Here is a 20,048-nt window from a genome sequence, read left to right on the forward strand (position 1 = left end):
GCGGGCGCGCGCGGCAGAATCGGTGTCGTGAACGGCGTCCTCGTGCTCCTCGTCATCATCGCGGCCATCGCCGTGACGAGTTTCGCGAAGCGCCGCGATCTGCAGGCGCCGCTCGTCCTCGTCACGATCGGGTCGGTGGCGTCGTTCATCCCCGGGATGCCGCGCCTCGAACTGGACCCCGATGCCATCCTCGGGGTGGTGCTGCCGCCGCTGCTGTACTCCGCGGCCCTCAAGTTCTCGGTGGCCACGTTCCGGCGCCACCTCGCACCGATACTGCGGTTGGGGATCTTCACCGTCCTGGCCACCGCGGTGGGGGTGGCGTTCTTCGCCAACTGGCTGGTTCCCGAATTCACGCTCGGCGCGGCCCTCGTCCTCGGCGCCGTGGTCGCGCCGACGGACGCGGTCAGCGCCGTCGCCGTCGGCCGCAGGCTGGGTTTGCCGAACCGGGTGATCGCGATCCTCACCGGTGAGGGACTCGTCAACGACGCGACCGCGCTGACCCTGTTCGCCGTCGCCGTGTCCGCCGTCGTCGGGGCGGAGATTCCCGTCCCGCCCGTGGTGTTCTTCGCCTACGAGGTGGTCGCCGGGGTGCTGGTCGGCCTGGTGCTCGCGAAGATCGTCGAGTGGGTGCGGCACCGCATGTACGACTCGCCGCTGGAAACGGTGCTGGGGCTGATGCTCCCGTTCGCCGCGTACCTCGCGGCCGAGGAGATCCACGCGTCCGGTGTGCTGTCCGTCGTCGCCGCGGGGTTCCTGATGGGGCACAAGGCCACCGACGCCTCCGTGGCCACCCGAATCCAGGAGCGGTCGCTGTGGGAGAGCCTCGACCTCCTGCTCGAGATGTTCGTGTTCGCCTACATGGGGCTGCAACTGAGGTTCGTCATCGACGACGTCCGCGACCAGGGCCTGCCGGTGCACCACATCTTCTTCTACGGTTTCGCGGTCCTCGCCGTGGTCATGGCGATCCGCCCGGCGTGGATCCTGCTGCACTGGCTCCGCCGCCGTCTCGGGCTGGCGATCAGGGCGCCCGGCGGATCGGTGGAACTGGGGTGGCGGGAGAGCGTCGTCGTGTCCTGGGCGGGAATGCGCGGGGTCGTCACGCTCGCCGCCGCGTCCGGTGTGCCCGTGGTGATCGCGAGCGGGCAGCCGTTCCCGGGGCGCGAGGTGATCCAGGCGATCGCGTTCGTCGTGGCCGTCGGCACGCTGCTGATCCAGGGCGCCACCATGCCGCTGCTGATCCGGGCCCTCGACCTGGCGGATCCCGACGAACGCAGGCGCGAGGAGGAACAGGTGACGCTGGCCCGCGCGATCTCACGTGACGCGGGTGAACGGGCGCTCGTCGAATTCGCGGCGAACCCGCCCGCGGGAGTCGACCGCGGGGCGGTCACCGACATCCTCGACCGGGTGCGGCGGTCGATGCGGGCCCGCCTGCAGGCAGAGGAGGCGGAGGACGCCGCCGAGAAGCAACGGGCAGGCGCACTGTTCGACCACTACCGCCGCGCCGCCCTGCGCGCGCAGCGGGAGGCGCTCATCGCCGCGCGCGATGCGGGCACGCTCGACGACGAAGTGATGCGTAGCGTGTTGGAAGGTCTGGATGTGGAGGAGGCCGCAGCCGAGGAGCGGGTGCGGAGACGTCGCGAATGAGGTGCGAGGTGGGTGTGCGTCCGGTGCGAACCGCCGTGGTCGCGCTGGCCGGTGCCCTGGCACTGACCGTTCCCCTGGCGCTGACCGCCTGCACCACGGACGCGGCCTCCCCGGCCCCGCCTCCCACGACGTCGGTGGCCGCACCTGCTTCTCCGTCCGGGTCCCCGGCGCCGGCGGGCGATCAGCGGGGCGCGCTGATCAGCCGGGAGCCGGTGCCCGACATCGATGCGGCGATCACCGCCCTCGGTGCCACGGCCACCCGGGTCGTCTACCGGTCGACGTCCGGCGTCGACGGAGGTGGCTCGGAAGTGGTGGGCACGGTCTTCACTCCCGGCGGTCCCGCACCGGACGGCGGCAGGCCCGTCGTGACGGTCGGGCACGGCACCACGGGCGTCAACGACGAGTGCGCCCCCTCGTCGTCGCCGACCCTGCTGGGCACGACGAACCTCGTCCGCCCGCTGCTGCAACGCGGCTACGTCGTGACCGTCACCGACTACCAGGGGCTCGGCACCGACGGTCCGCATCCCTACCTCGAACCGGACACCGCGGCCTACGACCTGATCGACGCGGTCCGGGCGGCGCGCACCGTGGTGCCGGACGCGTCGACGCGCTGGGCGGCGATCGGAGTGTCGCAGGGCGGGCAGGCGTCGTGGTCCGCGGCCGAGCACGCCGGCGCCTACGGCGACGGCCTCGAGTTCGTCGGCGCGGCGAACCTGTCACCCGCGGCCGACCTGTCGGGGATCGTCGCCGACGGGACCGTCGAACCACTGTCGTTGCCGCAGAAGATGTTCCTGCCGTACCTCCTCGAGGGACTGAAGGTGATCCACCCCGAGCTGAACCCGGACGACTATATGCGCGGCGCCCTCGCCGCCGCCCCCGACGTCACGCTGTCGTGCGTCACCGCGAAACTCCAGGAGAAGTGGACGGTGGCAACCCAGCTCACCCCGGCCGACACGGGACCGCGGACGGCGGCCGACGCCGAGCGCATGCGCGGGTGGCTGCAGGACATCGCGCTGCCGAAGACCGGTGCGGGCGGACCGATGCTCGTCGTGGTGGGGGATCGGGACAACCTCATTCTGCCGCAATGGACTTCGCGGGCCGTCGACAACGCGTGCGCGCTCGGCGACGTCGTCGAGTTCGACACCCGGCCCGGGGAGGGCCACGCGGACGGGCGGTCCGTCCCCGGGGCGGTGCAATGGATCGCCGACCGCTTCGCCGGCGTGCCCGCGCCGGACACGTGCGCCGAGGGAGGAACGCCGTGAAGAACGCGGACCTCGAACGGCTACGGGCGCTGTGCCTCGCACTGCCCGACGCGACGGAGCGGGTCAGCCACGGCGAACCGGCGTGGTTCGTCCGCAAGGCGCCGCAGTTCGCGACCCTCGCCGACCGGCACCACGACGACCGGGTGTCGTTCTGGGCCGCGGCCCCGCCGGGCGCGCAACAGGATTGGGTGCACCGCGACCCCGGCCGGTTCTTCGTCCCGCCGTACGTCGGGGGCCGCGGGTGGATCGGGGTGTACCTCGACGTGCCGCAGGACTGGGACGACGTCGCCGACATCGTGGAGGACGCGTACCGCGCCGTCGCCCCGAAAACCCTGATCGCCCGACTGGACACCGGCGAATGACGGGATCCGTCGTCGCCGTGGTGGCGTTGCTCGTCCTCGTTCCTCTCGTCACGTTCACCGCCGTGTGGCTGCGCGCCCGGCGCGAGTTGACGACCCCCACCGAGCGGGCCGTCCACACGACCCTCCACACCGCGTCGCTGGCGGCGCGGCCACTGCGGCGGGGGCTCGACGGGACGTCGGCGGACGAAGCCGCGCCGCATCTGCGTCAGCTGACCGGGGCGCAGGCCCTGGGCGTCTTCGACGCCGCCGGCGACCTGCTCGCGTGGAGCGGACCGCACGAGGCGATGACCGAACAACTACGCGACGCGGCGGCCCGCGCGGTCGACGGGGAACGCCGGGTGCTCGTCGCCTACGGCGGCCTCGTCCGGGGCACCGGCGACGGCGCGGTCCGGGCGCTGATCGCCCAGCCGCTGCTCATCGAGGCCACCGGGGTGGTCGGCGTGCTCGGCATCGTCACCACCGAAGACCCCGGACCGGGCATGCTCGGCGCCGTCACCGAGGTCGCACGGTACGCGTGCAGCCAGATCGAACTCGCCGACCTCGACGCGTCCCGCGCCCGCCTCGACCGCGCCGAGGTGCGGGCGCTGCGCGCGCAGATCAGCCCCCATTTCATCTACAACGCGCTGAACACGGTGGCGTCGTTCGTCCGCACCGACCCCGACCGCGCCCGGGAACTGATCCTCGAATTCGCCGACTTCACCCGGTACTCGTTCCGGTCGGCGGGGGAGTACACGCTGCTGGCCGACGAACTGCGCAACATCGACCGGTACCTCACGCTCGAGCGCGCCCGGTTCGGTGACGCCCTCGCCGTGAAACTGCAGGTGGCGCCCGAGGTGCTGCACGTGGTGCTGCCGTTCCTCGCCCTGCAGCCGCTGGTCGAGAACGCGGTGCGGCACGGCATCGCCGCCAAACCGGACGGCGGCACCGTCAGCATCGTCGCCGCCGACGAGGGCACCGACTGCGTGATCAGCGTCGAGGACGACGGCGTCGGCATGGACCCGGAACTGCTGCGGTCGGGGTCGCTGGACGCGGTGGCCGAGTCGTCCGGGGTCAAGGAGGCGGCGCACGTCGGGCTCGCCAACGTCGACGACCGCCTGCGCGCCGCGTTCGGCAACGACTACGGACTGGTGGTGGAGACCGCGCCCGGCGCGGGGACGAAGGTGAGCATGCGCGTCCCGAAGTTCCGGCGGGGGATCTCGACGTGAACGGGAACCGTCCGTGCGACGATTGCTGTCGTTGTGAACCACACTGACGACAGGTCTCCGGACGCACCCCTCACCGTGCTGGCCGTCGACGACGAGAAACCCGCCCTCGACGAGCTGGCGTTCCTGCTGCGCGCCCAGGACGCCGTCGGCGACATCCGGACCGCCGGCGACGCCACCACGGCGCTGCGCATCCTCCGGGACGGCGACATCGACGCCGTCTTCCTCGACATCAACATGCCCGGACTCGACGGTCTCGAGCTGGCCGGGATCCTCGCGAACTTCGCGTCCCCGCCGCAGGTGGTGTTCGTGACCGCGCACGACGACCGCGCCGTCGCCGCGTTCGACCTCGGCGCCGTGGACTACCTCCTCAAACCGCTGCGCGAGGAGCGGCTGGCGGAGTCCGTGCGCCGCATCGTCGAGGGGCGTCGCCGGCGCGTCGACGCCGGGCCCGCCTCCTCCACCGACGAGGTGATCCCGGTCGAACTCGGCGGCATCACCACCCTCGTGCACCGGTCCTCCGTCGAGTGGGTCGAAGCGGACGGCGACTACGCGCGCCTGCATACCGCGGACGGCTCCCACCTCGTCCGCATCCCCATCTCGGCGCTCGAGACGCGGTGGGCGGACGCCGGGTTCCTGCGGGTGCACCGCTCGTACCTCGTCGCGCTGCCGCGGGTCACCGGGATCCGGACCGTCGGGACCGGACTGGTCGTGTGCCTCCGTGCGCACGGCGACCACCCGCCGGTCGAACTGCCGGTCAGCCGCAGACACACCCGGATGCTCAAGGACCGGCTGGTCCGGGCGCCGAAACAGACGTGGACGGCGCGATGAGTTCACCCGAACGGGTCCGCGTCGTCCTCGCCCAGCGCCGCGGCGCGCGCATCGTCCGCACCCGCGTCGAAGTGCAGGAACAGACCGCGGTCGGGGACGCGATGATCCGCGGGCTCGTCCGCACCCAGCTCGTGCTCGCGATCCGGCTGGCGCTGCTCGCGGCGTGCCTGCTGTGCGCCGTGCCGCTCGTGATGTTCCTGTTCCCGGCGCTGTCGAACGTGGCGGTGCTCGGAATCCGGCTGCCGTGGGTGGTGCTCGGCGCGCTGGTGTACCCGGTGCTGCTCACCACCGGCTGGATCTACGTGCGCCAGGCCGAGCGCAACGAGCAGGAATTCACCGACCTGGTCGACGACTGAGCGTCCCGTGCCCACCGACCAACCCATTCCCTGGCTGACCCTGGCAGGTCTCGCGGCCGCCGCGGTCGCGACGGTGGCCATCGGCATCTACGGAGTGCGGTTGGCGCGCACCACCTCCGACTTCCTCGTCGCGTCCCGCAGCGTCGGACCGCGGTGGAACGCCGCCGCCATCTCCGGCGAGTACCTCTCCGCCGCATCCTTTCTCGGCGTCGCGGGCCTGATCGCGAAATACGGCGCCGACGCCCTCTGGTATCCGATCGGGTTCACCGCCGGCTACCTCGGGCTGCTGCTGTTCGTCGCCGCACCGCTGCGACGGTCCGGCGCCTACACGGTGCCCGACTTCGCCGAATTCCGGCTCGGGTCCCGCCGGCTCCGCACCCTCTCGATGCTCGTCGTCGCCGCCGTCTGCGCCCTGTACCTCGTCCCGCAACTCCAGGGTGCCGGACTGACGCTGAACATCCTGCTCGGCGTGCCCAGCTGGGTCGGCGCCGTCGTCGTCGGGCTCATCGTCATCGCCAACGTCGTCGGCGGCGGCATGCGGTCCATCACGTTCGTCCAGGCGTTCCAGTACTGGCTGAAACTCACCGCGGTCGCGATCCCGGCGCTGACGCTGTCGGTGTACTTCTTCGCCGACCACCACGAACTGGGCGCCGCCGCACCGCCCACCGTCAGCGAACAGACCACCGTCGACATCACCACCGACGTCGTCGTGCAGGTGTCGGAACCGGTGACCGTCGGCGGGTCGGGGACGATCGACGGCGTCGCGGCGACCGGCGACATCCGGCTCGAACCGGGCGAACACCACCTCGGTGAGGGCACCACGATGACCCTCGAAGCCGGGGCACCCGTTCCCGTGGTCGCGGGCGCACCCGCCGACAACTCCGACTGGATCGCCCCCGGCTGGGGATTCGGCGGCGACCACCCCATGTACCAGGTGTACTCGCTGATCCTCGCCACCTTCCTCGGCACCCTCGGGCTGCCGCACGTGCTGGTCCGGTTCTACACCAACCCCGACGGCCGGGCCGCCCGGCTGACGTCGCTGGCCGTGGTCGGGTTGTTGGGGGTGTTCTACCTGTTCCCGACCCTGCTCGGGGTGTTCGCGCGGCTGTACGTGCCGCAACTGCTCATCACCGGCACGTCCGACGCCGCGGTCCTGCTGCTGCCCGGCTCCGTCTTCTCCGGCTGGGCCGGGCAACTCCTCGCCGCGCTGGTCGCGTCCGGGGCGATCGCCGCGTTCCTGTCCACGTCGTCCGGCCTGCTCGTCAGCATCGCCGGGGTGCTCAGCACCGACGTCCTGCGCGGCCGGATCCGCGACTTCCGGATCGCCGCCGTCCTCGCCGGGGCGGTGCCGCTGGCGCTGTCGCTGGCGGTGACGTCGCTGGACCTGTCGCGCACGGTGGGGCTGGTGTTCGCGGTCGCGGCGTCGACCCTGTGCCCGCTGCTCGTCCTCGGCATCTGGTGGCGTGGCCTCACCGCAGCCGGGGCCGGGGCCGGGATGGTGACCGGCGGGCTCGTCGCCGGATGCGCGGCCGGGGTGTCCGTGTTCGGCGGCCTCACCGTCGACGTCTGGAACGGCTGGCCCGCCGCGATGGTCGCCTATCCGGCGGCGGTCAGCGTCCCGCTGGCCTTCGTCACGATGGTGCTGGTCAGCAAGGCGACGAAGCGTCAGATCCCCGCCGACCTCAGCCGGATCTTCACCCGCATGCACGCCCCCGAGCGGCTCGATGTGGGCTCCGACCGCGAGAGGGAGCTCCGCTCCCCGTGAGTGCTTGACGAGTCCCTGCACTCCTCGAGCACGCACGGGTGGCGGAGCCGCTTGTCGCGGTCGGGTGACCGTTCGCCGCACAGTCCGGCAGCTCGCCGTGTGACAGCCGCCACAGCCTGTTTCTGTGACTCACCTCTCACTAACGTCGGCACTCAGTTCACTTCACACGACCAAGGAGTCTGCAGTGACCACAGCCGACCTCAGTGAGGGCGCACCGCAACGGCGCACCCCTGATGCGCAAGCCTTCGTAGACATGCAGGCGAGCCCGGAGTTCCAGGAGCTGCGACACCGCCTGCGCAGTTTCGTCTTCCCGATGACGGCGTTCTTCCTCGCCTGGTACGCGGCGTACGTCCTGCTGGCCACGTACGCCCCCGAGTTCATGGCCACCAAGGTGATCGGCAACGTCAACCTGGGCATCGTCCTCGGTCTCGGCCAGTTCGTGACCACGTTCGTGATCACCGCGCTGTACGTCAAGTTCGCCAACCGGGAACTCGATCCCCGCTCCGCCGCGATCCGCGAAGAGCTGGAAGGACCCCTCCAGTGACCACCACACTCGCCGCAGCCACCGACGTCGGCAACCCGCTCCTCAACATCGCCATCTTCGTGGCGTTCGTCGTGATCACGATGACCATCGTGATCCGCGCGAGCCGCACCACCAAGAAGGCCTCGGACTTCTACACCGGCGGCGGCCAGTTCTCCGGCCCGCAGAACGGTTTCGCCATCGCAGGCGACTACCTGTCGGCGGCGTCGTTCCTCGGCATCGCCGGCGCCATCGCGGTGTACGGCTACGACGGCTTCCTGTACTCGGTCGGCTTCCTCGTCGCCTGGCTGGTGGCCCTGCTGCTGGTCGCGGAACTCCTCCGCAACACCGGACGGTTCACGATGGCCGACGTGCTGAGCTTCCGGCTCAAGCAGCGTCCCGTGCGGATGGCGGCGGCGCTGTCCACGCTGGTGGTCTCGCTGTTCTACCTGCTCGCGCAGATGGCGGGCGCGGGCGGGCTCGTCGCTCTGCTGCTGAACATCGACGGCAAGGTCGGTCAGGCAATCGTCGTCGCGGTCGTCGGTGTGCTGATGATCGTCTACGTGCTGGTCGGTGGCATGAAGGGCACCACGTACGTGCAGATGGTCAAGGCGGTGCTGCTGGTCGCCGGCGCAGGCGTCATGTTCTTCCTCGTCCTGTTCGCGGTGCGCGGCAACTTCTCCCAACTGCTCGCCGACGCCCAGGCGACGGTCGCCGGCTCCACGAACGAGGCGATCGCGGGTCGCGACATCCTCGCTCCCGGCGCCAAGTACGGCATCAGCGCGATGAGCAAGCTCGACTTCATCTCGCTCGGCATCGCCCTCGTCCTCGGCACTGCAGGCCTGCCGCACGTGTTGATGCGGTTCTACACCGTCCCCACGGCGAAGGAGGCCCGCCGCTCGGTCACCTGGGCGATCGGACTGATCGGCGCGTTCTACCTGTTCACGCTCGTCCTCGGCTACGGTGCCGCCAAGATGGTCGGCCCCGACGTCATCCTCGCCGCGCCCGGCAAGGAGAACGCGGCGGCGCCGCTGCTCGCGTTCGAACTGGGCGGCACCATCTTCCTCGCGATCATCTCCGCGGTGGCGTTCGCGACCATCCTCGCGGTGGTGGCGGGGCTGGCGATCACGGCGTCCGCGTCGTTCGCCCACGACATCTACGCCAGCGTCATCAAGCGCGGACATGCGTCGGAGGAGTCCCAGGTGCGGGTCTCCCGGATCACGGTCGTCGTGATCGGCCTCGTGTCGATCGTCCTCGGCATCCTCGCCATGGGCCAGAACATCGCGTTCCTCGTGGCGCTCGCCTTCGCGGTGGCCGCGTCGGCCAACCTGCCGACGCTGCTGTACTCGCTGTTCTGGAAGAAGTTCAACACCACCGGCGCCCTGTTCAGCATCTACGGCGGCCTGATCAGCTGCCTCCTGCTGATCGTGTTCTCCCCGGCCGTGTCCGGTAAGCCGTCGTCGATGTTCCCGAACGCCGACTTCGACTTCTTCCCGCTCGCCAACCCGGGCCTCGTGTCGATCCCGCTGGCGTTCGTGCTCGGCGTCGTCGGCACCTACCTCGGTCGCGGCAAGGCGGAGGATCCCGTCAAGCAGGCCGAGATGGAGGTCCGTTCGCTCACCGGTGTCGGTGTGGAGAAGGCCGTCTCCCACTAGGGCCGTTAGGCTGCCCCAATGGCGAAACTCACGGTCAAGACCGATGTTCCCCTCAGCCCCCAGGACACCTGGGACAAGGCCTCGAATCTGCAGGATTTCGACAAGTGGTTCGTGGTCCACGACGGCTGGCGCGGCGAACTTCCCGAGACCCTCACGGCCGGAACCGAGATCAGTTCCGTCGTCACGGTCAAGGGACTCCGCAACCGCGTGAAGTGGACGATCAAGGAGTACGACGCCCCGAACCGCATCGTTCTGAAGGGTGACGGCAAGGGTGGAGTGAAGCTCGGACTGGTGCTCGACGTCCAGGCGAAGGGCGACGCCTCCGAGGTGGCGTTCACCATCGAACTCGGTGGCGCACCGCTGTTCGGACCCATCGGCTCGGGTGTCGCGAAGGCGCTGAAGGGCGACATCGAGAAGTCCCTGCAGACATTCGTCGACCTCTACGCGTGATCAATCGAGGACGTGCGCGCCGCCGGTGTCGGTGATCCACTCGGCGGCAAGGGCGTCCAGCGTCCCGTCGGCGTAGAGGGAGTCGACGGCCGCGGAAACGCACGCGGTGAGTGGGCTGTTCTTCTCCAGCACGAGGCCGAAGAATTCGGTGACGGCGTTCGGGCGCGGGAACTGGCCGACGAGGACGCTGTCCTTCACCTCGTTGGCGGTGATCTGAAACCCGGTCGGGATGTCCACCACCAGCGCGTCGATGTCGCCCGCGGCCAGGGCGGCCTTGGCGTCGTCGGTGGTGGCGAAACTGACCGGTGCCTGGCGGGGTTGCACCGTCTGCGCGATGGCGTCGAAACTCGTGGACCCCACCTGCGCCCCGAGGCGGAACGGCGCGAGGTCGGCCAGCGACTTGGCTCGCGCCGCGGGAGAGTTCTTCAGCGCCAGCACCGACTGCGTGACGGCGTAGTAGGGCGAACTGAAATCGACCGTCTCGCGCCGGGTGTCGACGATCGTGAACTGGTCGATGGCGAAGTCGAAGTTCTTCTCGCCGGCCGCCAGTGCATCGTTGAAGTCGACGGTCTCGAATTGCACCTGGTCCGGACCGTATCCGAGCTTTTCGACGACTTCCCGCGCCACGGCGCCCTCGTAGCCCTTGCCGTTGGACGGGTCGCCGTCGACGAACCACGGCCGGTACGAGGGGCTGTCGGTGGCGATGGTGACGACGCCGTCGTGCGTGGTGGCCCCGCTGCCCGGGGCGCAGTCGCCGACCGCCCGGGTGGACGGAAGTTTGGTGAACGCTTCGGGAATCGTCGACGCCTCGGCCCGTGTGTCGACCTGCGACGGGGTGTCGGTGGAGCAGGATCCGGCGAGCAGTGCCAGTGCAGCGGACATGGCGGCGACGGCTGTCTTGGGACCTCGGTGCACCCCGTCATCTTGCCTGGCGGGTGGCGATCCGGCCAGCGAAGCGGCCGCGCGGCGCACAATATGTATGTATTGGCGGAGGGAGGTGCGCGTGGCCACGGCGGGAACTCGGCAACTGACCATCGACGGGCATCGCCTGTCTCTGACCAACCTCGGCAAGGTCCTCTACCCGGAGTCGGGCACCGCGAAGGGCGAGGTGATCGACTACTACTCGCGGATCGCGCCGGCCATGCTCCCGCACGTCGTGGACCGTCCCGCCACCCGCAAACGCTGGCCCAACGGGGTGGACAGCGAGCCGTTCTTCGAGAAAAATCTCGCGGCCTCCGCACCGGGGTGGCTGGAGCGCCGTGCACTCGCGCACTCGGACCGTTCCGTCCATTACCCGCTGCTGAACTCGGTCGCCGCCCTCGTGTGGGCGGGACAGCAGGCCGCACTCGAACTGCACGTGCCGCAGTGGCGGTTCGACGGCTCACGCCGGGGTCCGGCGACCCGCATCGTCTTCGATCTCGACCCCGGTCCCGGGGTGGGACTCGCCGAATGTGCGGAGGTGGCACGGGCCGTGCGCGACCTGGTCGCGAACCTCGGCTGGACGGCGTACCCGGTCACCAGCGGCAGCAAGGGCATTCACCTGTACGTGCCGCTCGACCGGAAGCTGGAGGGTTCGGGCGCGTCGACCGTCGCGAAGCAGGTGGCGACGGGGCTGGAGAAGCTGCGCCCCGAACTCGTCACCGCCACCATGGCGAAGGCGGTGCGCGCGGGCAAGGTCTTCGTCGACTGGAGCCAGAACAATCCGTCCAAGACCACCATCGCCCCCTACTCGCTGCGCGGGCGCTCCCAGCCGTACGTCGCCGCGCCACGCAGCTGGGACGAACTCGACGACCCCGACCTACGACAGCTGAGGTTCGAGGAGGTGCTCGAACGGTGGGAGTCGGACGGCGACCTGCTCGCCGGACTCGATCCGCCGCTCGAGGACGCCGCCGCCCTCGCCGAGTACCGCCGCAAGCGTGATCCCGGGCGGACACCCGAGCCGATGCCGCACACGGTGCAGCCGGGGGAGGGCAACAGCTTCGTCATCCAGGAACATCACGCCCGGCGTCTCCACTACGACCTGCGGCTCGAACGGGACGGGGTTCTCGTGTCGTGGGCGGTGCCGAAGAACGTGCCGACGACGACGGGGGAGAACCGCCTGGCCGTGCACACGGAGGATCACCCGCTCGAGTACCTCACGTTCTCCGGGAGCATTCCGAAGGGCGAGTACGGGGGCGGCCGGATGACCATCTGGGACACGGGAACGTACGACACCGAGAAGTGGCGGGACGACGAGGTGATCGTCCAGTTGCACGGTGAGCAGGTGGACGGCCGGTTCGCGTTGATCCGCACGAAGGGCGACCAGTGGCTGATGCATCTAATGAAGGATCAGACCCCGGGCGGGTCGCGGTCGTCGGAGCTGCCGCGCGGGTTGTCGCCGATGCTCGCGACCCCCGGCACCCTCGACGGCCTCGACGCCGACGAGTGGGCGTTCGAAGGGAAGTGGGACGGCATCAGGGTCATCGCCGAGATCAGTGGCGGCGAGCTGAAGTTGACGAGCCGCGCGGGCAACGACAAGACCGGTGACTACGCACAATTGGGTTGGCTGGCAGATTCTCTCGAAGACCACGAGGTGGTCCTCGACGGCGAAGTGGTCGCGTTCGACGAGCGGGGTGTCGCGAATTTCGGCCTGCTGCAGCAGGGCAACGAGCCGCACTTCCTCGCGTTCGACGTGCTGTACCTCGACGGAGTGTCGTTGCTGCGCAAGAAGTACACCGATCGGCGCCGCGTCCTCGAGGCGCTGGCGGCCAAGGTCGACGATCTGGACGTGCCCCCGCAACTGCACGGGTCCGCGCAGGAGGCACTGGACGAGAGCCGCGGCAAGGGGTGGGAAGGTGTGGTGGCCAAACGCCGCGAATCCGTGTACCTGCCGGGCAAGCGGGGGTCGAGCTGGATCAAGGTGAAGAACTGGCGCACGCAGGAAGCCGTGATCGGCGGGTGGCGCCGCGGCCAGGGCGGGCGGTCCAGCGGAATCGGTTCCGTGCTGCTCGGCGTCCCCGACGGCGACGGCCTGCGCTACATCGGGCGCGTCGGAACCGGGTTCACCGAACGGGATCTGCAGGACCTCGCTTCCACCCTGGGCCCGCTCGAAACGGACACCAGCCCGTTCGTCGAAGACCTGCCCACCGCCGACCGCAAGGGTGCCGTGTGGGTGACCCCCACCCTCGTCGCGGAGGTGCGGTTCATGGATTGGACCGGCTCGCGAAGACTGCGGCACCCCAGCTGGCGTGGGCTCCGGGACGACAAGTCACCCGAAGACGTCGAGGTGGAGTCCTAGTACCGCCAGGGCGCCGGGTCGAAGGGGTCCACCGCCGCGGTGTCGAATGATCCGGGCGATTCCTGCGTGGGGGTGTTCAGCGCCGGGGGAGTGAAGACCGGGAGGGGTGTGGACTCCGTGTCCACGTCACGCTGCTGTTCGGTGACACTCACGTCGGCGACCGGAGGCGCGGTCCCGCCGGCCGCGGCGATCCCGGCCGCGCCGACGACGGAGAGGACGAACGCCGCGCCTGCGCCGATCGCGATGCGGGTCTGGGTGTGGGACATGGTGTGAAATTCCTCCGGTGATCTAGGGGCCGACGACGGTTCCGCCGTCGACGGGGCCGACTCCGCCGGGCGACTGCGGGGCAGCGGGTGGGGCAGGCTTCGGGCCGCCGCCGACGGGGAACGGATCGGTTTCGGGTTCGAGCACGCCCGGCTCGACCTGGCCCGGTCCGTCGAACGGACCCTTCGGCGGGCGAACGGGGTCGACCACGACGGGCGGATCGATGACCACGGGCGGGTCCGCGACGACGGGCGGGTCTGCGACGACGGGCGGCTGGGCGATGGGCGGCTGGGCAACCGGCGGCTGGGCGACCGGTGCTCGGACGACGGGCGGTGCCGCCGCGACGGGCGGCACGACACCCGGTCCCGGTGCGAGCGTTTCGGTGTCGGCCGAAGCGCCGGGCTCCGCCGAGTACCCGGGGACCACCGAGTACCGGGGGTCCACTGGTTCTACGGAGTAGCCGGGGTCTGCGACGACGATCCGGCTGGGGGCCGGTGCGCTCGCCGGAGCCGGCTGCTGCTGCGAGACGGCGCCCTCCGAGTTCGGGGTCGGAGCTCCCTCGGTGTGTCCACCGGCAAGAACGATCGTTGCGGCTCCGGCGAGGGAGAACGTGAGGGCGGCGGTTGCGCCGATCGCGATGCGGGTTGCGGTGTGGACGATGGGGTGCCTCCGGTGTGTTTGCGGTTCCCAGCTGGGCTGATAGACCAACCTTGCGCCGCGGCCGGGGCGTTCGACAGGCACCCCAGGGTGCGGATCCACCACCCCGCGGTGTTGTCGGGGGCAAACCTGCACAGAATCTTCACAGGCTCTGCCCGGGATCCGCACGTGCGCGCAATACAGTCGGGGAATGAGCCAGCGAAGAGTGCTCGTCGTCGACGACGAGGCGACGATCCGCGAGGCGGTCGCGGCGCGGTTGCGTGCGGAAGGCTTCGACGTCGTGACGGCGTCGGACGGTCCTGCCGCGGTCGCGGTGTGCGCGGCGTCGTCGCCCGACGTACTGGTGCTGGACGTGATGCTGCCCGGTTTCGACGGTCTCGAGGTCTGCCGGCGCGTCCAGGCGTCGCGGCCGGTGCCGGTGCTGATGCTCACCGCGCGCGCCGACGAAACGGACATGCTGATCGGTCTCGGCGTGGGTGCCGACGACTACCTGAGCAAACCGTTCAGCATGCGGGTGCTGGTGGCGCGGGTGCACGCACTGCTGCGACGGGCTGATCGCGCCCACGAGTCCGTGCCCGCCGAACCGGCCGGACTGGCGGTCGGCGACCTCGAGGTGGACCTCGTCGAGCGTCGCGTCCGGCGCGGAGCCGACGAAATTCATCTGACACGAACCGAATTCGACCTGCTCGCGTATTTCGCTTCCCGGCCGCGGGCGGCGATTGCCCGGGAATCGCTTCTCGCGGAGGTGTGGGGGTGGGGCGACGGGGCCGGTAGCCGGACCGTCGACAGTCACGTGAAGGCGCTGCGCCGCAAACTCGGCGGCGATCTGATCCGTACCGTGCACGGCGTCGGCTACGCATTGGACGTGCAGCGGTGACCGCGGGCCGGATCCTGGACAGGATGCCCCGACCTCTCGACCCGCTGCGGTCGTTCAAGGTGAAGACCGGTCTTCTCGTGGTGGCCGCGCTGTTCTTCGCGTCGCTGATGTTCTGGGTGACCGCTCGCTGGCCGTTCCGGTACGCGCTGGTCCTTGCGCTCCTGGTATCGCTGGCCGTGACGCAGATCCTCGCGCACGGCATGACGTCTCCGCTGCGGTCGATGACGGCCGCCGCCCGGGCGATGGCGACCGGCGACTATTCGCGCCGGGTGCGGTCGACGTCGCGGGACGAGATCGGGGAACTGGCCCGCGCCTTCAACCAGATGGCCGAGGATCTCGAGGCCGCCGACCGGTATCGCCGCGAACTCATCGGCAACGTCTCGCACGAATTGCGCACCCCGATCTCCGCGCTGCAGGCACTGCTCGAGAACGTCGTCGACGGGGTGGAGGAGCCCGACCCCGCCCGGATGCGGGTGGCGCTCGATCAGACAGAGCGGCTCGGCCGCCTCGTCGCCGAGTTGCTGGACCTGTCGAGGGTGGAAGGCGGTGCGGTGCAACTCGAGCGGGAGATCTTCCCGGTCCGCGAATTCCTCGACGACGTGGTGCGGCAGTCGGAGGATCCCCGGCGGGTGACCGTCGACGTTCAGCCGCCGCACCTGCGCGCCGACGCAGACACCGCGCGACTGCACCAGGTGGTGGCGAACTTGGTGGACAACGCGTTCCGGCACGGCCCCGCCCGTACCGAGGTGGTGGTCCGTGCCCGGCCGGACGCCGGCGGCGTGGTGCTCGAGGTGGAGGACGACGGCCCCGGTATCGCACCCGGCGAGCGGTCCCGGGTGTTCGAGCGGTTCACCCGCGGCGGCTCGACCGACGGCGGGACGGGCCTCGGCCTCGCCATCGCCCGGTGGGCGGTGGATCTCCACGACGGCCACATCGAGGTTCTCGACACGGCCGAGGGCTGCTGCATCCGGGTGCGTCTGCCCGCCGCCTGACCACAGCTTCACAACCGGGACGACGACGTCCCGCGATGACCCCTGCCGTCATCCGGCAGCGACAACCAGGGAGGGATCCATGACCATCGCACCCCCGCAACCCGCAGCGCCCACCCGGCGCGACTTCTGGCCGAGACAAGCCTGGCGCCGCGATCGGACGTCGATGGCGCCGCGCCCGATCGTACTCGCGGCTGTGGCCGCGGGTGTCGTCGCAGCCCTGACCCTGCAGGTCACGGTGGTCGGTCTGGGGTACGTCCTGACCGGTGCCGCGGTCGCGGCCGCCGTGTTCGCGACACGCAGAACGCTGCCGACACCCGCGCAGGCCGCCGCGATCCTCGGCGCCCTCGCCCTGCTGGCGGCGCTCGGTGTGCGCGGTGCCGGCTGGCTCGCCGCGGTCTGTGTGGCGCTGAGTTGGGTGGTCGGATCGTTCGCCCTCGTCGGCGGGCGCACGTGGACGGGCCTGGCCGCAGGGTCGTTCGCGTTGTGGTTCACCCCGCTGCGGGTGGTGCGGTGGACGCGCCGGGGCGCACGACGGTGGCACGCGACCGGGACGGTGCCGGTGGGCCGGGTGTTCGGGGTCGCCGCCGTGACCGCCATACTGCTGCTGGTGTTCGGTTCGCTGTTCGCCGGCGCGGACGCGGGTTTCGCCGCACTGCTCGGCCGGGCCGCACCGACCGTCCATGTGTCGAATCCGTTCGGGCGGTTCGTGCTCGGTGTTCTGGTGTGCGGCGGGACCCTGGGGGCCGCGTACCTGCTGCGGAGAACACCCCGCGTCGACGCGCTCGCCCCGCGGCCGGGGCGCCCGGTTGCCCGGTGGGAGTGGGCGATTCCGCTGGCCCTGCTGGATCTGCTGTTCCTCGGATTCGTCGCAGTGCAGCTGACGGTGCTGTTCGGCGGGAACACGCACGTGCTGACCACCGCGGACCTGACATACGCCGAATACGCGCGACAGGGTTTCTGGCAATTGCTGGCGGTGACCGCGCTGACACTGCTGGTGATCGCCGTCGCGGTGCGGAAGGCGTCGCGGGTGGAGGTCGCGGACCGGGTGCTCGTGCGGGTGCTGCTCGGACTGCTCTGCGGTTTGTCGCTCGTTGTCGTCGCGTCGGCGATCCACCGGATGTCGTTGTACGAGAGCCAGTACGGGTACACGCGACTGCGGGTGACGGTGCTGGTGACGGAACTGTGGCTGGGCTTGGTGTTCGTGCTGCTGATCGCGGCGGGTGTGCGGTTGTCGGGGCGGTGGCTGCCGCGCGCCGTCCTGGCCTCCGCGGTGGGCGGGGTGCTGCTGGTCGCCGCGATCGACCCGGACGCGTACGTGGCCAGGAAGAACGTGGAGCGGTTCGGCGACACCGGGCGAATCGACGTGAGCTACCTCGGTTCGCTGTCCGTCGACGCCGTCCCCGCCCTCGATCGGCTGCCCGAACCGGAACGGTCCTGCGCCCTGTACCGACTCGACCGGCAGGTGAGCGGCGAATCGGCGTGGTACGAGTACAACGCGGCCCGCAGTCGCGCGAAGGAACTGCTGGCCGCGCACCCCGTCGGCTCGTGCGAGTAGCCGGGTCCCCGTGCGCTGTTTGCGGACCGATTTGCTGGAATCACACGCAATTGCGCGGGAATCTGACCAAAACCTGCGCGGCTGTGGGAGGGCGGGATGCGCGTCCGCTCACGACAGGTCCCGGAACGTCATGACGAAGCCGGCCATCGCGGCGAGTACGGCCAGGACGTAGACCGGTATCTGCACCCAGGTGGGGGCGGTGCGGTTCACGATCATCGCCGCCGCCAGTGCGACGACGATGAGCACGACACCGTAGAACGGGGTGCGCTGAGGGTGGTCGCCTCGGGCCATACCCCCAGTGTGCACCGCGCCGGCGGCTAACCGACCGGCTCGGGCACCCGCGTCTGCGCGATCCACCGTCCGCGTTGCCGGTGGATCTCGATGGGGTGGTCGAAGCATTCGCTGATGGTGGCGGTGGTGAGAACGTCCGCGACGGCGCCCTGCGCGATCACCCGTCCGTCGCGGATGAGAATGGCGTGGGTCGTGGTGGTGGGGATTTCCTCGAGGTGGTGGGTGACGAGGATGCTGGCGAGGCTCGGGTACTGTTCGCGCAGTTCGTCGAGTGCGGTGAGGAGTTGTTCGCGCGCCGCGAGATCGAGTCCGGTGGCGGGCTCGTCGAGCAGGAGAAGTTGCGGTTCCGCCATCAGGGCCCGTGCGATGAGGGCGCGGCCGCGCTCACCCTGGGACAGGTTGGGCCACAGGGCGTCCGAGTGCTTCTGCATGCCGAGGGAGGCGACGAGCTCGTCGGCGCGGGCGATCTGCTCCGCGGACGGCGACCACCGCGGCACGAAATCGGGTGTGTTGGTGAGGCCGGTGAGCACGACGTCGCGCACCGTCAGCGGCGCGTCGATCCGGTATCGCGGGTTCACGTGCCCGATGTGGGCGCGCAACTCGCGCATGTCGACCCGGCCCAGCTGGTGGCCGAGGACGCGGACGGTGCCGTGCGTCGGGTGCGCGACCGCGCCGAGCATGCTCAGCATCGTGCTCTTTCCCGCGCCGTTCGCGCCGAGCAGCACCCAGTGCTGCCCGCGTTCGATGCGGAGGCTGATGTCGCTGAGCAGATACCGTCCGCTCCGCACGAGGTCGACGTTCTCGATGCTGACGACCGAATCCGGGGTGGTCACTGATTTCCGCCTTTCCGCAGAATCGACATGGTCGGGTCGAGGTTGGCGGCGGTGGCGGCGACGGCCGCCTCGGCGTCGCCGGCTTCCAGTGCGCGCACCAGATCGTCGTGGGCGCAGCTGGTGTCGGGCCGTCCCGGTTCGTGGTCGACGAGTTCGGCCAGCGCGTCGACGAGGAGCGGCCGGATCGACTCGAACAGGGCGGACAGGATGGTGTTGCCGGCGATCCCCAGGATCGCGGCGTGGAAGTCGAGGTCGGCAGCGACGAAGACGGCGGTCGGTGCGGTGGTGCTGTCGTGCCGGGTGGACAGCTGTTCTCGCAGCCGCTGGAGGTCCTCGGGGCGCGCGCGTTCCGCGGCGAGCCGGGCCGCCTCGATCTCGAGGGCGCGCCGCACCTCGTACACCTCGAGCAGCCGGGCGCGGCGCAGCAGCTTCCCGAGTCCCGCACCGCTGGTGGGGGGCTGCGCGACGAACGTGCCGACGCCGTGCCGCACGTCGAGTAGGCCGTCGCGGGCGAGCAGCCGAACGGCCTCACGGACGGAGGACCGGCCGACACCCAGTTCGGTGGCCAGTTCGGCCTCGCTGGGGATGCGGCTGCCGAGCGTCCACTCGCCGTCCCGGATCCGGGCGGTGAGGAGTTCCTCGAGCTGGGGGACCAGCGGTCCGCTGCGGAGGGTGGGACGTCCGGCCATGCGCCGACGCTAGCACAGTCCTCAGACGTCTGAGGACTGCCCGGGGCCTAAGGTGAGTCCGGGAAGAACCGCCACCGCAGCAGAGGAGAGGTGCACCATGGCCGTCGCCACCGCAGACCGTGTCACGAGGGAAGAGTTGCTCGACTTCGTCCGCCCGCGCCACCGCAGCGTGCTGATCACCCGGAAACGCTCGGGCGGCCTGCAGATCTCCCCGGTGACGTCGGGACTCGACTCGGAGGGCCGGATCGTCGTCTCCACCTACCCGCAGCGCGCGAAGGCCGCGAACGTGCGGCACGACCCCGCCGTGAGCGTGTGCGTGCTGTCCGACGAGTTCAACGGCGCCTACGTGCAGATCGACGGCACGGCCGAGGTACTGGATTTGCCCGACGCACTCGAACCGCTGGTGGAGTACTTCCGCGGCATCTCCGGCGAGCACCCCGACTGGGACGAGTACCGGGACGCCATGCGGAAGCAGAACAAAAGCCTCATCCGGATCACCATCGACGAGTGGGGACCCATCGCGACCGGTGGCTTCCCGCCGGGCACCGATCGCGGATAGGTCCCCG

The 20,048-nt window shown here is 70.3% G+C and carries 21 protein-coding genes; 15 read left to right on the plus strand and 6 right to left on the minus strand.

Features of this window, described 5'->3' with window-relative positions; translation table 11 throughout:
- The first annotated feature begins 27 nt into the window (after positions 1 to 27).
- The 10 genes from ACFTZB_RS16305 to ACFTZB_RS16350 all read left to right on the plus strand — a co-directional run bounded on the left by ACFTZB_RS16305 (position 28) and on the right by ACFTZB_RS16350 (position 10,047).
- The gene (locus tag ACFTZB_RS16305) at positions 28 to 1,644 is read left to right on the plus strand and encodes a Na+/H+ antiporter (RefSeq protein ID WP_378432966.1); all 1,617 of its coding nucleotides are present in this window, start codon (positions 28 to 30) and stop codon (positions 1,642 to 1,644) included.
- Positions 1,641 to 2,906 (plus strand): lipase family protein, encoded by a 1,266-nt coding sequence (locus ACFTZB_RS16310; protein ID WP_378432927.1) that lies wholly within the window; start codon positions 1,641 to 1,643, stop codon positions 2,904 to 2,906. The genes ACFTZB_RS16305 and ACFTZB_RS16310 overlap by 4 nt, the downstream gene beginning before the upstream one ends.
- Positions 2,903 to 3,268: an MmcQ/YjbR family DNA-binding protein gene (locus tag ACFTZB_RS16315; RefSeq protein WP_378432929.1), complete on the plus strand. Its 366-nt coding sequence runs from the start codon at positions 2,903 to 2,905 to the stop codon at positions 3,266 to 3,268. The genes ACFTZB_RS16310 and ACFTZB_RS16315 overlap by 4 nt, the downstream gene beginning before the upstream one ends.
- Positions 3,265 to 4,473: a histidine kinase gene (locus ACFTZB_RS16320; protein WP_378432930.1), complete on the plus strand. Its 1,209-nt coding sequence runs from the start codon at positions 3,265 to 3,267 to the stop codon at positions 4,471 to 4,473. The genes ACFTZB_RS16315 and ACFTZB_RS16320 overlap by 4 nt, the downstream gene beginning before the upstream one ends.
- A gap of 33 nt (positions 4,474 to 4,506) precedes the next feature.
- Positions 4,507 to 5,301: a LytR/AlgR family response regulator transcription factor gene (locus ACFTZB_RS16325; RefSeq protein ID WP_378432931.1), complete on the plus strand. Its 795-nt coding sequence runs from the start codon at positions 4,507 to 4,509 to the stop codon at positions 5,299 to 5,301.
- Positions 5,298 to 5,657, plus strand: a complete 360-nt coding sequence (locus tag ACFTZB_RS16330) for a cofactor assembly of complex C subunit B (protein ID WP_160101643.1) — start codon at positions 5,298 to 5,300, stop codon at positions 5,655 to 5,657. Before ACFTZB_RS16325 ends, ACFTZB_RS16330 begins: the two co-directional genes overlap by 4 nt.
- A gap of 7 nt (positions 5,658 to 5,664) precedes the next feature.
- Entirely contained in the window at positions 5,665 to 7,422 is a 1,758-nt protein-coding gene (locus ACFTZB_RS16335) for a cation acetate symporter (protein WP_378432933.1), read from the plus strand.
- A gap of 184 nt (positions 7,423 to 7,606) precedes the next feature.
- Positions 7,607 to 7,966, plus strand: a complete 360-nt coding sequence (locus ACFTZB_RS16340) for a DUF485 domain-containing protein (protein WP_378432934.1) — start codon at positions 7,607 to 7,609, stop codon at positions 7,964 to 7,966.
- Complete coding sequence (locus tag ACFTZB_RS16345; RefSeq protein WP_378432935.1) at positions 7,963 to 9,597, plus strand: cation acetate symporter; 1,635 nt, start codon at positions 7,963 to 7,965, stop codon at positions 9,595 to 9,597. The genes ACFTZB_RS16340 and ACFTZB_RS16345 overlap by 4 nt, the downstream gene beginning before the upstream one ends.
- An 18-nt stretch (positions 9,598 to 9,615) precedes the next feature.
- Positions 9,616 to 10,047 (plus strand): SRPBCC family protein, encoded by a 432-nt coding sequence (locus ACFTZB_RS16350; RefSeq protein WP_378432936.1) that lies wholly within the window; start codon positions 9,616 to 9,618, stop codon positions 10,045 to 10,047.
- Here ACFTZB_RS16350 and ACFTZB_RS16355 read toward each other — a convergent pair whose 3' ends face one another.
- Positions 10,048 to 10,929 carry a transporter substrate-binding domain-containing protein gene (locus tag ACFTZB_RS16355; protein ID WP_378432938.1) on the minus strand — a complete coding sequence of 294 codons (882 nt, stop codon included), beginning with the start codon at positions 10,927 to 10,929 and terminating at the stop codon, positions 10,048 to 10,050.
- Positions 10,930 to 11,026: 97 nt separating this feature from the next.
- Between ACFTZB_RS16355 and ACFTZB_RS16360 the strand changes: the two genes are divergently transcribed.
- Entirely contained in the window at positions 11,027 to 13,324 is a 2,298-nt protein-coding gene (locus tag ACFTZB_RS16360) for an ATP-dependent DNA ligase (protein ID WP_378432940.1), read from the plus strand.
- Here ACFTZB_RS16360 and ACFTZB_RS16365 read toward each other — a convergent pair.
- Positions 13,321 to 13,590 (minus strand): hypothetical protein, encoded by a 270-nt coding sequence (locus ACFTZB_RS16365; protein ID WP_378432941.1) that lies wholly within the window; start codon positions 13,588 to 13,590, stop codon positions 13,321 to 13,323. The genes ACFTZB_RS16360 and ACFTZB_RS16365 overlap by 4 nt on opposite strands.
- Before the next feature lie 22 nt (positions 13,591 to 13,612).
- Positions 13,613 to 14,329, minus strand: a complete 717-nt coding sequence (locus ACFTZB_RS16370) for a hypothetical protein (protein WP_378432943.1) — start codon at positions 14,327 to 14,329, stop codon at positions 13,613 to 13,615.
- 106 nt (positions 14,330 to 14,435) lie between these two features.
- On the opposite strand from ACFTZB_RS16370, the gene ACFTZB_RS16375 reads away from it, so the two are divergent.
- The 3 genes from ACFTZB_RS16375 to ACFTZB_RS16385 all read left to right on the plus strand — a co-directional run bounded on the left by ACFTZB_RS16375 (position 14,436) and on the right by ACFTZB_RS16385 (position 17,669).
- Positions 14,436 to 15,122 (plus strand): response regulator transcription factor, encoded by a 687-nt coding sequence (locus tag ACFTZB_RS16375; protein ID WP_378432944.1) that lies wholly within the window; start codon positions 14,436 to 14,438, stop codon positions 15,120 to 15,122.
- Positions 15,123 to 15,145: 23 nt separating this feature from the next.
- The gene (locus ACFTZB_RS16380; protein ID WP_378432946.1) at positions 15,146 to 16,114 is read left to right on the plus strand and encodes an ATP-binding protein; all 969 of its coding nucleotides are present in this window, start codon (positions 15,146 to 15,148) and stop codon (positions 16,112 to 16,114) included.
- 79 nt (positions 16,115 to 16,193) lie between these two features.
- Complete coding sequence (locus ACFTZB_RS16385) at positions 16,194 to 17,669, plus strand: DUF4153 domain-containing protein (RefSeq protein WP_378432947.1); 1,476 nt, start codon at positions 16,194 to 16,196, stop codon at positions 17,667 to 17,669.
- A gap of 108 nt (positions 17,670 to 17,777) precedes the next feature.
- Here the strand turns inward: ACFTZB_RS16385 and ACFTZB_RS16390 are convergent, their stop codons facing one another.
- The 3 genes from ACFTZB_RS16390 to ACFTZB_RS16400 are packed head-to-tail and all read right to left on the minus strand — an operon-like array spanning position 17,778 to position 19,482.
- Entirely contained in the window at positions 17,778 to 17,960 is a 183-nt protein-coding gene (locus tag ACFTZB_RS16390) for a hypothetical protein (protein ID WP_378432948.1), read from the minus strand.
- Positions 17,961 to 17,986: 26 nt separating this feature from the next.
- Positions 17,987 to 18,793, minus strand: coding sequence for an ABC transporter ATP-binding protein (locus tag ACFTZB_RS16395; RefSeq protein ID WP_378432949.1), 807 nt, complete (start codon positions 18,791 to 18,793; stop codon positions 17,987 to 17,989).
- Positions 18,790 to 19,482 (minus strand): FadR/GntR family transcriptional regulator, encoded by a 693-nt coding sequence (locus tag ACFTZB_RS16400; protein ID WP_378432950.1) that lies wholly within the window; start codon positions 19,480 to 19,482, stop codon positions 18,790 to 18,792. Before ACFTZB_RS16400 ends, ACFTZB_RS16395 begins: the two co-directional genes overlap by 4 nt.
- Before the next feature lie 97 nt (positions 19,483 to 19,579).
- Here ACFTZB_RS16400 and ACFTZB_RS16405 point away from each other — a divergent pair, with 97 nt between their 5' ends.
- Positions 19,580 to 20,041, plus strand: a complete 462-nt coding sequence (locus ACFTZB_RS16405) for a PPOX class F420-dependent oxidoreductase (RefSeq protein ID WP_072944705.1) — start codon at positions 19,580 to 19,582, stop codon at positions 20,039 to 20,041.
- The last annotated feature ends 7 nt before the right edge of the window (positions 20,042 to 20,048 follow it).

Source organism: Rhodococcus sp. NPDC057014 (genome assembly GCF_042673295.1).
Classification (GTDB): domain Bacteria; phylum Actinomycetota; class Actinomycetes; order Mycobacteriales; family Mycobacteriaceae; genus Rhodococcus_F.

Excerpts from the sequence above, each read along its gene's own strand:
- ACFTZB_RS16360 (WP_378432940.1), top strand. The coding sequence starts at position 11,027 with ATGTATTGGCGGAGGGAGGTGCGCGTGGCCACGGCGGGAACTCGGCAA.
- ACFTZB_RS16350 (WP_378432936.1), top strand. The coding sequence starts at position 9,616 with ATGGCGAAACTCACGGTCAAGACCGATGTTCCCCTCAGCCCCCAGGAC.
- ACFTZB_RS16400 (WP_378432950.1), bottom strand. The coding sequence starts at position 19,482 with ATGGCCGGACGTCCCACCCTCCGCAGCGGACCGCTGGTCCCCCAGCTC.
- ACFTZB_RS16375 (WP_378432944.1), top strand. The coding sequence starts at position 14,436 with ATGAGCCAGCGAAGAGTGCTCGTCGTCGACGACGAGGCGACGATCCGC.
- ACFTZB_RS16405 (WP_072944705.1), top strand. The coding sequence starts at position 19,580 with ATGGCCGTCGCCACCGCAGACCGTGTCACGAGGGAAGAGTTGCTCGAC.
- ACFTZB_RS16365 (WP_378432941.1), bottom strand. The coding sequence starts at position 13,590 with ATGTCCCACACCCAGACCCGCATCGCGATCGGCGCAGGCGCGGCGTTC.
- ACFTZB_RS16310 (WP_378432927.1), top strand. The coding sequence starts at position 1,641 with ATGAGGTGCGAGGTGGGTGTGCGTCCGGTGCGAACCGCCGTGGTCGCG.
- ACFTZB_RS16355 (WP_378432938.1), bottom strand. The coding sequence starts at position 10,929 with ATGTCCGCTGCACTGGCACTGCTCGCCGGATCCTGCTCCACCGACACC.
- ACFTZB_RS16385 (WP_378432947.1), top strand. The coding sequence starts at position 16,194 with ATGACCATCGCACCCCCGCAACCCGCAGCGCCCACCCGGCGCGACTTC.
- ACFTZB_RS16330 (WP_160101643.1), top strand. The coding sequence starts at position 5,298 with ATGAGTTCACCCGAACGGGTCCGCGTCGTCCTCGCCCAGCGCCGCGGC.
- ACFTZB_RS16390 (WP_378432948.1), bottom strand. The coding sequence starts at position 17,960 with ATGGCCCGAGGCGACCACCCTCAGCGCACCCCGTTCTACGGTGTCGTG.
- ACFTZB_RS16320 (WP_378432930.1), top strand. The coding sequence starts at position 3,265 with ATGACGGGATCCGTCGTCGCCGTGGTGGCGTTGCTCGTCCTCGTTCCT.
- ACFTZB_RS16380 (WP_378432946.1), top strand. The coding sequence starts at position 15,146 with ATGCCCCGACCTCTCGACCCGCTGCGGTCGTTCAAGGTGAAGACCGGT.